The sequence below is a fragment of the Tahibacter caeni genome (assembly GCF_024609805.1).
Lineage (GTDB): Bacteria > Pseudomonadota > Gammaproteobacteria > Xanthomonadales > Rhodanobacteraceae > Tahibacter > Tahibacter caeni.
The window spans coordinates 24,288-35,990 of the sequence record NZ_JANFVR010000012.1; the positions used below are offsets into that span (position 1 = coordinate 24,288).

The 11,703-nt window shown below is 68.7% G+C and carries 9 protein-coding genes, 1 tRNA gene, 1 pseudogene and 1 riboswitch; of the genes and pseudogenes, 3 read left to right on the forward strand and 8 right to left on the reverse strand.

What is annotated here, in order from left to right:
• Positions 1-110: 110 nt before the first annotated feature.
• The 7 genes from NON22_RS02290 to NON22_RS02320 form a co-directional block, all read right to left on the reverse strand.
• Complete coding sequence (locus tag NON22_RS02290) at positions 111-2,459, reverse strand: ribonucleoside-diphosphate reductase subunit alpha (protein ID WP_257385286.1); 2,349 nt, start codon at positions 2,457-2,459, stop codon at positions 111-113.
• Between the two features lie 320 nt (positions 2,460-2,779).
• Positions 2,780-2,988, reverse strand: a riboswitch (cobalamin riboswitch).
• A gap of 158 nt (positions 2,989-3,146) precedes the next feature.
• Positions 3,147-3,704 carry a type II secretion system protein GspG gene (locus NON22_RS02295; RefSeq protein WP_257385279.1) on the reverse strand — a complete coding sequence of 186 codons (558 nt, stop codon included), beginning with the start codon at positions 3,702-3,704 and terminating at the stop codon, positions 3,147-3,149.
• 122 nt (positions 3,705-3,826) lie between these two features.
• Positions 3,827-4,396, reverse strand: coding sequence for a type II secretion system protein GspG (locus NON22_RS02300; RefSeq protein ID WP_257385280.1), 570 nt, complete (start codon positions 4,394-4,396; stop codon positions 3,827-3,829).
• Positions 4,397-4,778: 382 nt separating this feature from the next.
• Positions 4,779-6,074 (reverse strand): amidohydrolase, encoded by a 1,296-nt coding sequence (locus NON22_RS02305; RefSeq protein WP_257385281.1) that lies wholly within the window; start codon positions 6,072-6,074, stop codon positions 4,779-4,781.
• A 182-nt stretch (positions 6,075-6,256) separates the two neighbouring features.
• Positions 6,257-7,342 carry a cell division protein ZapE gene (gene zapE, locus NON22_RS02310; RefSeq protein WP_257385282.1) on the reverse strand — a complete coding sequence of 362 codons (1,086 nt, stop codon included), beginning with the start codon at positions 7,340-7,342 and terminating at the stop codon, positions 6,257-6,259.
• A 1-nt stretch (position 7,343) separates the two neighbouring features.
• Positions 7,344-8,021 carry an alpha/beta hydrolase gene (locus tag NON22_RS02315; protein ID WP_257385283.1) on the reverse strand — a complete coding sequence of 226 codons (678 nt, stop codon included), beginning with the start codon at positions 8,019-8,021 and terminating at the stop codon, positions 7,344-7,346.
• Positions 8,022-8,352: 331 nt separating this feature from the next.
• Positions 8,353-8,913, reverse strand: coding sequence for a hypothetical protein (locus NON22_RS02320; RefSeq protein WP_257385284.1), 561 nt, complete (start codon positions 8,911-8,913; stop codon positions 8,353-8,355).
• A gap of 62 nt (positions 8,914-8,975) precedes the next feature.
• On the opposite strand from NON22_RS02320, the gene NON22_RS02325 reads away from it, so the two are divergent.
• Positions 8,976-9,566, forward strand: a complete 591-nt coding sequence (locus NON22_RS02325; protein ID WP_257385285.1) for an acyl carrier protein phosphodiesterase — start codon at positions 8,976-8,978, stop codon at positions 9,564-9,566.
• A gap of 450 nt (positions 9,567-10,016) precedes the next feature.
• On the opposite strand, the gene NON22_RS02330 is transcribed toward NON22_RS02325, so the two are convergent.
• Entirely contained in the window at positions 10,017-10,535 is a 519-nt protein-coding gene (locus NON22_RS02330; protein ID WP_257385287.1) for a c-type cytochrome, read from the reverse strand.
• Positions 10,536-10,812: 277 nt separating this feature from the next.
• Between NON22_RS02330 and NON22_RS02335 the strand changes: the two genes are divergently transcribed.
• A tRNA-Arg gene (locus NON22_RS02335) sits at positions 10,813-10,889 on the forward strand.
• A 449-nt stretch (positions 10,890-11,338) separates the two neighbouring features.
• Positions 11,339-11,703: pseudogene (locus tag NON22_RS02340) on the forward strand (hypothetical protein); the annotation flags it as partial.

The following is an 11,703-nucleotide window of genomic DNA, read 5'->3' on the forward strand; positions in this document are numbered from 1 at the left end:
CGCTCGCGCGCTGGCAGTGAAATCTCTGTCGAGGAAGGATCGCGTCGCTAATGCCCTCCCCGAGAAGGGAGGGCATGAAACGAAGGCTCGTCGTCGCACAGCGCTTCGACTTACTGACACGCCTCGCAATACTCCGGATTCTCGAGCGAACAGAACACGGCCGCTTCGGCCTGCTGCTGCGTGATCGCCGGCGCGGCCGGCGCCGGTGCGGCCGCCGTCGCGGCGACCGTGGTCTTCGCGATCTTCGTGGCCGGGCGCGAGCGCAGGTAGTAGGTCGTCTTCAGGCCGGCCTTCCAGGCGTACATGTACATCGACGAGAGCTGGCCGATGTTCGGGCTTTCCATGAACAGGTTCAGCGAGGCCGACTGGTCGATGTAGGCGCCGCGCGCGGCCATCATGTCGATCAGCGAACGCATCGGGATCTCCCAGGCCGTGCGGTAGATCTGGCGCAGCCGCTCGGGGATCTCGGCGATGCCCTGCACCGAGCCTTCGGCGAGTTTGATGCGGTCGCGCATCTCCGGCGTCCACTGGCCGAGCTGCTTGAGCTCCTCGACGAGGTACTTGTTGACCTGCAGGAAGTCGCCCGACAAGGTCTCGCGCTTGAACAGGTTCGACACCATCGGCTCGATGCATTCGTAGCAGCCGGCGATCGACGCGATCGTCGCGGTCGGCGCGATCGCGATCAGCAGCGAATTGCGCAGGCCGCCGCGCTTGATGTTCTCGCGCAGCGCGTCCCAGCGCGCCGTGTCGCCGGGGGTCACGCCCCAGGCGTCGAACTGCAGCTCGCCCTGGGCCGCGCGCGTGTCGGCGAACGACGGATGCGCGCCGCGCTCCAGCGCGATCTCGTGCGAGGCCAGCAGCGCCTGATAGTAGATCTCCTCGGCGATGCGCGCCGACAGCTCGCGCGCCTCGGCCGAATCGAAGGCCAGGCGCAGCTTGAAGAACACGTCCTGCAGGCCCATGACACCGAGTCCGACCGGACGCCACTTCAGGTTGGAACTGCGCGTGGATTCGATCGGGTAGTAGTTCAGGTCGATCACGCGGTCGAGCTGGCGCACGGCCACGCGCACGGTTTCGGCGAGCTTGACGAAGTCGAAGCCGTCGGCGTTCATGTGCTGGCCGAGGTTGATCGAGCCGAGGTTGCAGACGGCCGTCTCGCCCTGCGAGCTGACCTCGATGATCTCGGTGCACAGGTTCGAGAGGTGGACGACGTTGCCGTCCTTCGCGGTCTGGTTGCAGGCGCGGTTGGACTTGTCCTTGAACGTCATCCAGCCGTTGCCGGTCTGCGCGAGCGTGCGCATCATGCGCGCGTAGAGATCGCGCGCCTTGACCTGTTTGACCGCGAGCCCCGCGGCTTCGGCCTGCTCGTAGGCGGTTTCGAACGCGCTGCCCCAGCGGTCGACGAGATGCGGCACGGCCTTGGGATCGAACAGCGACCACTGCGCGTCGGCCTCGACGCGGCGCATGAAGAGATCCGGAATCCAGTTCGCGAGATTGAGATTGTGCGTGCGGCGCGCCTCGTCGCCGGTGTTGTCGCGCAGCTCGAGGAATTCCTCGACGTCCGCATGCCAGGGTTCGAGATAGACGCAGGCCGCGCCCTTGCGCTTGCCGCCCTGGTTCACGGCCGAGACCGACGCGTCGAGCGTCTTGAGCCACGGCACGATGCCGTTGGAAAGGCCATTGGTCGACTTGATCAGCGAGCCGCGCGCGCGGACGCGCGTATAGGCCAGGCCGATGCCGCCGGAGAACTTGGACAGCATCGCGACGTCGGCATAGCGCTTGTAGATCGACTCCAGCGAATCGTCGGGGGAATCGAGCAGGAAGCACGACGACAGCTGCTCGTGCGTCGTGCCCGAGTTGAACAGGGTCGGCGAGCTCGGCAGGTAGTCGAGGCTGCCCATCAGGCGATACAGCTCCAGCGCCTCGGCGACGTCCTCGCACAGCGCGCAGGCGATGCGCAGGAAGAACTGCTGCGGCGTCTCGATGACCTTGCGCGTCTTCGGATGGCGCAGCAGGTAGCGGTCATAGACCGTGCGCAGGCCGAAGTAGTCGAAGCGGCGGTCGAGCTCGACGTCGAGCGCGGCATTGAGCTTGCGCGCGTTGGCCTGCACGAAGTTCAGCAGGCGCTCGTTGATCAGGCCGAGCTCGTGGCCGCGCGCGACCGACTGCGAGAACGCGTGGATTTCCTGGCCGGCGACTTCCTTGGCGATGTAGTCGCTGAGCAGGCGCGCGGCGAGGCGGCCGTATTCGGGTTCTTCGGCCGTCAGCATCGCGGCCGTGCGGATCGACAGCTCGTCGAGCTCGCGCGTCGTCGCGCCGTCGTAGAGGCCGGAGATCGTGCGCGTGGCCACGCGCATCGGATCGGTGGAATACAGGCCTTCGGCCGCGCGCGTGACGGCGCGCACGATCTTGTTCAGATCGACCGGCTCGCGCTTGCCGTTGCGCTTGGTCACGGCCATCACGCCGCTGGAATGCGGCGGCGTCAGCGCGAACTGCGGCGCGCGCGCGTCGGCCTGGGCTGCGGCCGTGCGAGCGGCGGCGGCGGTTTCGTGTTCGGTGGTGCTCATGGTCTCCCTCCGGTGCGAGTGGGGCACGGCGCCGCCCGGTCCCGGGGACGGCAAAACGAAGGGACGGCGACGCCGCGGTCCAGGCCGCGGACGAAGCCACGCCCCCTCGGGCGTGCGGAGTGCGAAGTCAGAGTCGGGCGCCGCGCCGGCCATCGGCCGGCAGCGCAACGCGACCCGTCTCCCCGCGGAGCTCCTGGCCGTTACCGCGCGGTGTGCGACGCGCGGCTGTCGGCAGGTATTCGGGCTTGCGGACGCGGCTGCGGGACTCCGCAACCTCCTAGTGACCGTCGCTTCCCAGCCGGGCAGGCCAGTGCTGATGACGGCGTTCGTTTCCGCTTACCGCTGCGGGGCAGCTCCGGAGTTGCACCGGATTCCCGTTTAATCCCGGCCGTGACCGGGAACCGACGAAACACAAGATATAGAGGTTGACAACGAAGGGTCAACACAACTGGATGTGAACTATGGCCGAGTACCGGAATTTGCAACCCATCTCCGGAAAGGCCCGCAAAGCCAGGCGCGATGCGGTTCTCGGGGCAGGACGGCCGCCGCTCGGGCACCCGCCGCAGGGGCGGCGCACGGTCAGGTCCGCCGGAGCCAGCGCCGGAAACGACGAATGACCGACATCGCCATCGCCGCAAGCCGCCGCATCAGGACGCCCGCCACCAGGGCGATCGTCGCCGGCACGGTCCACTGGCCGATACGCCGCCAGGACCATGCCGGCTGCGTCACGGACCGGTCCCAGCCGCCGCTCGTCGCATCGTCCGCGTTGCCATGGATGCGGTCGCGGCCGGCGGAATGCAGCTCGAATGCGCGGCCGCCGTCCACTTGCCGATAGGCGAAACGACTGCCCCAGGGGTCGACGAGCTGCGACGGCCGCTGCGGCGCGGTGAAACAGTCACGGTTGCGCGGGTCGCCGGACAACTCGTCGAGCTGATCTGGCAGGCGGCCGCAGTCGCGCCGGAAGCCTTCGATGGCGCTTTCGAGCCGCGCCGCCTGGGCCTTCGCGGCCCAATAGCGGCCGCGCTCCAGGTCACAACCGCCGAGGCTCGCGATGAACCCTCCGATCAACGCCGCGAGCAGCAGCAACGCGACGAGCGTTTCGAGGTGGCGGCCGAGGCGGCTGGTCGGTGAAGACATGAGGCGACTCCCGCGCGCAGGTGCACGGCGCCGGTACGCCGAGGGGGAAAAACGACGACGAACGAATTACCGTGAAGCGGCGGTCATTCGATCGGCGGGCCAGCGACCGGTTCCGCCGGCGTTCAACTGGCCGGAGCGACCGGCGCGCTCCGCGCTGCTCGGCGTATGCGTCGAACGATCGCGACCATGAGCCACAGCGGCGGCACGAGCGGGATCGCGAACCACGGCGCCGCCGCGATCACGCAGCTCCACTCCTGCCGGCGCCAGAACGGCGGAGGCCAGGGCCAGGCCCAATCCGACGTCGCGACGTCGTCGGCGCTTCCGTAGACCCGGTCGCGTCCTATGCTGCGGACTTCGAACGTACGGCCGTCGTCGGCGCGCCAATAGGCGAAGCGAGTGCCGAACGGATCGCGCAGATCCGAGACTTTTGACCACGGCCCTCTGCAGTCGCCATCGCGCGGACTTTCCGGCAACTCGTCGAGCCGATCCGGCAGGCGGCCGCAGTCGAGCCGGAACGCCTCGATGCTCATCGCGAGTTTCTCGGCGCCGGCCCGGGACGCATTGAAGCCGCCGCAGTCGACGCAGATGCAACCCAGCGTCGCGGCAACGAAGGCCAGCGACAGCAGGAACAGCGCGACGACCGTGAAGACCGGCCAGGCCAACCACCCCGCGACACGAATCCCTCGTGACATGGCGGTTTTCCTGCAGGCGCGCGCCGCCGCCGGCAGCCGAAGGCCGCCGGTACGTCGCTGGAAAAGTCGGAGTTCAAGCCGCGAAGCGGCGATTGACTGACCTGCCATGCGCGAGCGAGTTCCGCCCGCCATACGTTCGTCGCCGCCTGCACGTGCGGCCGTGAACGGCGCTCGCGGCGCCCGCCCCGGCGGGAAATCAGCCCCAGGCCCGCGGCCGCGCAAGCTTTCGCCCGAACGCCGGCCGGCGTTCCGCCTCCGCCCGCGGAAGCGGAACCACGGCCAGGTGACTCACGATGTCGCCTGTCGTTGAATACTGGCTAAAAAATTCAACGCAGTCGACGACATTCGCCGCGCCGCCGTCGCGGCGGCGCGGCACCGGCGATCAGGGCCCGCCGTGCAGGAAATCGACCGCCGCCTGGAGCATCGCGCGCGTGCCGACATCGAGCGCCTTTTCATCCATGAAGAACTTCGGCGAGTGGTTCGGAGCGGCGGTCGCGAGATCTTGTCCCGGCGACACGACGCCGACGAAGAAGTAGAGACCGGGCACGGCGTCGGCGAAATAGGAAAAATCCTCGGCGACCATGTTCGGCGGCACGTCGACGACGTTGTCCTTGCCTACCGCCTTCTCGAGGCTCGGGCGCAGGCGCCGGGTCAGCGCGGCGTCGTTGCGCGTGACCGGGTTCTGCGCACCCGGCATTGGCGCCTCGAGCTCCACGCGCGCGCCCTGTGCCGCGGCGACGCCTTCGGCCGTGCGCTGCAGGCGCTTGAACAGGTCGTCGCGCATGTCCTTGTCGAACGTGCGCACGGTGCCTTCGAGCTCGACCTTGTCCGGAATGATGTTGTAGCGCACGCCGCCCTGGAACATGCCGAACGTGAGCACGGCCGGCAATTTGGAAATGTCCAGTTGCCGGCTCACGATGGTCTGCGCCTGGCTGACGATCGCGGCGGCGGTCACGATCGGATCGATGCCGCGCCAGGGCTGGGCGCCGTGGGTCTGCGCGCCGAACACGCGGATCTTGAAGCGGTCGGAGCCCGCCAGCAGCGGGCCTTCGCGGACGCCGACCTGGCCCGCGTGCAAGGTATAGAACACGTGCAGGCCGAGCACGGCGTCGGGCCTGGTTCCGTCGAACACGCCTTCCTTGAGCATGAGTTTCGCGCCGCCCTCCTCGCCCGGCGGCGAGCCCTCCTCGGCCGGCTGGAAAATGAACATGACCTCGCCCGGAAGATCCTTGCGCATGCCGGCCAGCGCGGTCGCGACGCCGAGCAGGATCGCCGTGTGCGCGTCGTGACCGCAGGCGTGCATGACGCCGACGTCCTGGCCCGCATAGGTGCTGCGCACCTTGGACGCGAACGGCAGGTCGACTTCCTCGGTCACCGGCAGCGCGTCCATGTCGGCGCGGATCGCGAGCAGCGGCCCGGGCTTGCCGCCCTTGAGCCGCGCGATGACGCCGGTATGCGCGACGCCGGTCTTGACCTCGAGCCCGAGCTTCCTGAGCTGATCGGCGACGACCTCGGCCGTGCGCGTCTCGCGGTTGCCGAGTTCCGGATGCTGGTGGAAGTCGCGGCGCCACTTGAGCACCTGATCGCCGACCGCGGCGGCGGCCTGCTGCGTGTCCGCGGCGGCGCAGAGCGACGGCAGGGCGAGAGCGGCAAGCAGGGCGAGGCAAAGTCGGCGCATGGCTGTTCTCCGCGAAAAACCCGATGGTAGGCCAAGCGCGCACTCCGATGGAGCCTGACTTTCGACGCAGACGGCGCCGACGCGGGCACTCCTGCCGAGGGCGAGCCGCTCGCGTGCGGATTGCCCGAGAGCCCAGCGGCGAACCGCCACCTATGCCGCTCGTTTCGGCGCGGCTCGCCGCGTTACGGCAGGTGCTCGCGCGCCAGGTAATCCTCGCTCTGCATCTCGATCAGGCGCGATTCGGTGCGGCTGAATTCGGCGCGCAGGCGATAGCCGTCGTAGAGATCGATGATCGGCACGGCGGCGGACAGGATCAGCTTGACGTGGCGGTCGTAGAACTCGTCGACCATCTCTATGAAGCGGCGCGCGGCGTCTTCCATCATCGGGGTGAACTGCGGCACGCCCGAGACGATGACAGTGCCGTAGTCCTTGCCGATCTCGATGTAGTCGGCGACGGCGCGCGGGCCTTCGCAGATCGCCTCGAAGTCGAACCAGACCACGTCCTCGGCGAGACGGTGCACGCTTATCTCGCGGTCGAGCACTTCGATCGCGGTTTCGCCGCGCGCGACGCCGTGGCTGATGCGCTGGAAGCAGTCGTTGAGCGCGCGCTCGGCGTCCGCGCTCAGCGGCGCATGGAACACGCGCGCCTGGGTCAAGGTGCGCAGGCGCCAGTCCTGCGCCGAGACGATCTCGACGACGGCGCAGTGCTGCTGCAGCAGCGCGATCGCCGGCAGGAAGCGCTCGCGCTGCAGGCCGCCGGCATAGAGGTTCGGCGGCGCGGTGTTCGACGTCGTGACCAGGCAGACGCCGCGCGCGAACAGCTGGCGCAGCAGGCCGCCGAGTATCATCGCGTCGCCGATGTCGCTGACGAAGAATTCGTCGAGACAGAGCACGCGGACCTGCGCGGCGATCTCGGCGGCGACGTCGACGAGCGGATCCTCGCGCCCTTCGAGCTCGCGCAGCTTGGCCTGCACGGCGCGCATGAAACGGTGATAGTGCACGCGGCGTTTCTGCGCGATCGGCAGCGACTCGTAGAACAGGTCGATCAGGAACGTCTTGCCGCGGCCGACGCCGCCCCAGAGATACAGGCCGCGTACCGCTTCCGGCCCTGAGAAGCGCGCGCGCAGCCGCGCGAACAGGCCGGCGGGGGCGGGCTGCTGCAATTGCGCGGCGATGCGGTCGAGTTCGACCAGGACCGCGCGCTGCGCGGCATCGTCCTGCCACTCGCCGCGCTGCACGCCGGCGAGATAGAGCGCCGTGACCGTCACCTCACGCGGCCTGCAGCGGCGGCAGGTTGTCGCGGACGCCGTGCTTGATCGCGCCGCGCAGGTCCATGAGCCGGCGATGGAAGAAATGGCTGGTGTCGGGCATCCGCACGAGCTGCACGGTCTTCGGCAGGTTCGCGGCCCAGGCGAACACCGCGGCCGGGTCGACGACTTCGTCGGCTTCGCCCTGCACGATGAGCCAGGGGCAGTCGGGCAACACGATTGTCTCGAACGCCCAGCGGCCGACCGGCGGCGCGATCTGGATCAGCTGCTGCGGCGCGAGCGCCGCGGCCGCGCGCAGCGCGACATAGCTGCCGAACGAGAAGCCCGCGAGCCACAGCGCGTCGCCGGGCCGTTCGCGGCGCACCCAGTCGGCGACGGCGTGCAGGTCGTCGGTCTCGCCGTTGCCTTCGTCGTAGTGGCCGGCCGAGGCGCCGACACCGCGGAAATTGAAACGCACCGTGGCCAGGCCGAGCTCGACCAGCGAGCGCGACAGCATCGTGACCACCTTGTTGTGCATGGTCCCGCCGTGCAGCGGGTGCGGATGGCAGATGACGGCCGTGCCGCGGCGCGCGTCCTGCTCGGGCAGGTCGACCAGGCATTCGAGCAGACCGGCCGGCCCCGGCAGGTTCAGCGCGCCCGAGGCGGCGGGGAAAGAAGGAGCGGAGTCGAGGTCGGTCATCGGTCGATTGTATCCAAGCCGGGCATCGGCTCCGAACCCGGCTGGCGCCGGAAACGGTCGCGGCAGCTGCCGCATCGCGCGGCAAGTGCCGGCTCGGGTGATGTGGAGAGCGCATGACCGAGCGCTGGAAACCGGGGCTGAGACTCGTGCCCATCCAGCACGCCGGGCGCTCGGGACGCCCCGGAACCGAGGATTCCCGGCGGGCGCGTTTCACCTCTCGCAGGAGAGGTTTTCCGGATGGCTCACGAATTGCCCCGGTCCCGAAACAACTCGCGGCAGAGACCCCGCCTGCGTCCTCGGCGCGGCGAGCGAAACGGCCGTGACGACGCGACTAGTCGCCGCCGCTGTCGCTGCCGTGAGGATCGTTGCCGTAGACCTGCAGCGCGAGCCAGCCCAGCGCGATCGCGACGCCGGCCGGCAGCGGCAGCGGCGGCATCCGCAGCCGCGCGCGCAGCAGGCCCTCGATCTGCAGCGCGGCAACGACACGGCCGTCGGCCAGCAGATCGAGCCGGCTCGGCAGCGCGCCGGCGCCCTGCACGGTCCATTGCGCGCCGTCCGCGAGCGTCAGCGCAAGATGGCTGCCGCGGCCCCAGTGCACGACGTTGCGCAGCTCGGCGAGCGCGACGTCGCCGCACGCAAGCCGGTAGCTGCGGTCGGGCCGCAGCGCCGTCAGCAGACCGTGCAGGAAGCCGTCGCGGCCGCGCGCCCGTGCGGCCGCGCGGTGGTTGCAGGCGAGCGTGAACGTCGCATCCGGCAGACGCAGCTCGCGGCAGCCGGCGCGGTCCTCGCGCGTGGTCGCCGCATACGCGGCCCTGGAACTCGACGCGGCAGTGAACCGATGCGTCGTCGACGATTTCGAGCTGGAACAAGAAACCTCCTCCTTTCCCGGCAACCGGCACGGCCGCGGCATCGTCCTGCACCGGCCCGCCACGAGGCCTGCGCTATGCTGGCCGCATGAATCATCTCGCCCATGCCGTGCTGGCCGGCGACGAGCCCGACCTGATTCTCGGCAGCCTGCTCGGCGATTTCGTGCACGGTCCGGTGCCGGCCGGGCTGCGCCGCGGCGTCGAGCTCGGCATACGACTGCACCGCGCCGTCGACGTCTACACCGACAGCCATGCCGTCGTCGCCGGCCTGCGCGGCGTGTTCGTCGCACCGTTCCGACGCTACGCCGGCATTCTGCTCGATGTCTGGTTCGACCACCTGCTCGCGCGCGACTTCGCGCGCTGGTGCGCGACGCCGCTGGACCGCTTCTCCGACGACGTGCTCGCGCTGCTGCTGCGCCACGCGGACGAACTGCCGCCGACGATGCGCGGCTTCGTCGCGTCCATGCGGCGCAACGGCCTGCCCGCGGCCTACGCCGATGCCGAGGCCGTCGGCCGCGCGCTGGCCGGCATCGGCACGCGGCTGAGCCGTGCCAATCCTCTACACGAAGCGCTGCCGGTGCTGCAGGCGGCCGATGCGACCTTGCAGCAGGGCTTCGAGGAATTCTTTCCGCAGCTGCGCGAGTTCGCGCGCGACTGGCTGCGACAGGCTCAAGGCTGAGCCGGAAGCGAGGATCCGGCCACGCTCGACGCAGCCGGCCGGGTCGCCCCGAGCGCCGCGCTGCGCGTGCTGGGGACAATGCATCGCGCTCCGGCGATGAGCACGCCGGATTCCGGCCTCCGGGCTCGTGCCGCTGAAAAAACTCAGGAGCTACGCGAATGCGTCCGGAACGACTGCGGCAGGTCCTGGCCCGACGTCCTCGGCTCACGACCCGTGCCCAAGTCGCGCGGCTGCTCGACGTCGGCGAGGCGGCGAGGAGCTCGCGAAGTCGACGGAACGGGCGATGTCGCATCCGGCGACGGACAGCGGCGGCTTCCGGCGCTCGTTGGCTCTGCCGCAAAGCGGCCGTACCCTGAAACGACGACACCGCCTTGCGGCGGTGTCGAGGGATTGCCTGTCGCTGCGGAGACCAGGAGCGCCGCGGCCGGCGGCTGCACCCGTCGCGGCAGATTACTTGACCTGGTCGATCATCCAGTGAACCGTGGCCTTGACCTGCTCGTCGTTGAGCGAGGGATTGCCGCCGCGCGGCGGCATCACGCCGGCCTTGCCGGTGAAGCCTTCGGTCGCATGCTTGATCAGCGTATCGACACCCTGCGCGACGCGCGGCGCCCAGTTCGCCTTGTCGTCCAGACGCGGCGCGCCGCCGGCACCCGACTTGTGGCAGGCGCCACAGAGATTGTCGTAGATGACCTTGCCGTCGGTCGTGCCGCCGTAGGCGACCTGCGCGGCCGCGGCCTTCTTGCGCGCTTCTTCGGCGGCGAGCATCGCGGCGCGGCCGGTATCGCCGGCATAGGATTCGCCGACCGGAGCCAGACGATCCGTCACGACCTTCTCGGCGTTCGGGCTGGTCGAAGCCGGGTGCTTGGAATAGAGGTAATGCGCCAGCAGGATGAAAGCCACGGCCATCAGCGCGAGCACGCCGATCAGCATCGAAAAGCGCTTCAGGAACTCCAGGTCGGTCTTGGTAATCGGGCTGCTCACGGAACACCTTTCCTAGCGGCGGCTGGGGCCGGAGAAGCTCCCGGCACGGACAAAAGACGGGCAAGTATAACGGCCGCTCCGCGACCACGGAAGCTCAGGGCTAGCCCGCCGGCCGGCCAGCCGGCTATGATGCGCGCCGGTCTGCGCCATCCGGCCCGACCCGCCGCCGGCCCACGCCGGCAGCCGTCCCGCCGACCGCATCGCGGCCGGCACCCGGCGATTCCGGCCCGCTACCGCCGGCAACTGCCCGCTACACCGACACCACGCGCCCGTAGCTCAGCTGGATAGAGTACCGCCCTCCGAAGGCGGTGGTCGGGGGTTCGAATCCCTCCGGGCGCGCCATGAAATCAAGCACTTAGAATCTGTCTGCGCACACCCTTGCATCTCGGGACAGCAATGGGACAGCACTATTTGCTGTCGCATGTTGAATACGGGGCCGCGCTGGGCGTAGAAACCGGATCACGCGCGTTCCTTTGTGGAGTGCATGCTTTGGCCGGAACTTGCCCGAGAGACTTCTACGACCTATCGCGCGAAGATGCTCCGCGTCCTGATGAAGACGAACGCTGTCATATATACTTGTACATTTTCGAGCATGGCCCCGTCCACGCGCAGGCAACCTACATAGCGGCGAGTTTGTCGACCGGCAAACGACTCAGCCCGGCGATAACGTGATTCAAGACTTCCACGCCTACACCCCGCTCGGGTGGCGGCCTTTTGAGCACGACCGCGCGCGATACGCTGGTCGGTTTGGTCCGCTACCGTAGATCCCGACTTCGCGAAGGAGCACGCCAATGTGCTACTCGGCCATGGTGTGGCAGGACTACCACTCATTCGTCCGCAAGTTCGGCGCGAGGCTCTCGATCGAGGACTTCGTGCGGCTGTTCGAGGTGCGCCAGAACGGTGGGAAGGTGAAGCTTCCCAAGGGCATGGAGGACGCATTTCGGAATCCGTCGTCCGTCCCAGAGAAAGCGATCTACGACATGGTGCGGCGCTACCGCGACGAGCAGCGCAGCAAGCACATGATGGAGCTGATCGGGGTCTGTCAATCCAAGTGTGTAACTGCCACCACGGTTACATATGGACAGGTACCCGTTCCTCGCCGAAGAGGATCTGGAATACCTGCAGCGCCGGTTTCCAGTGATGTACCGATCGCCAG

Bases quoted from the DNA above. Each gene is read 5' to 3' on its own strand.
- NON22_RS02290 (WP_257385286.1), bottom strand. From the start codon at position 2,459: ATGGCCGTGACCAAGCGCAACGGCAAGCGCGAGCCGGTCGATCTGAAC.
- NON22_RS02295 (WP_257385279.1), bottom strand. From the start codon at position 3,704: ATGTCTTCACCGACCAGCCGCCTCGGCCGCCACCTCGAAACGCTCGTC.
- NON22_RS02300 (WP_257385280.1), bottom strand. From the start codon at position 4,396: ATGTCACGAGGGATTCGTGTCGCGGGGTGGTTGGCCTGGCCGGTCTTC.
- NON22_RS02305 (WP_257385281.1), bottom strand. From the start codon at position 6,074: ATGCGCCGACTTTGCCTCGCCCTGCTTGCCGCTCTCGCCCTGCCGTCG.
- NON22_RS02315 (WP_257385283.1), bottom strand. From the start codon at position 8,021: ATGACCGACCTCGACTCCGCTCCTTCTTTCCCCGCCGCCTCGGGCGCG.
- NON22_RS02325 (WP_257385285.1), top strand. From the start codon at position 8,976: ATGAATCATCTCGCCCATGCCGTGCTGGCCGGCGACGAGCCCGACCTG.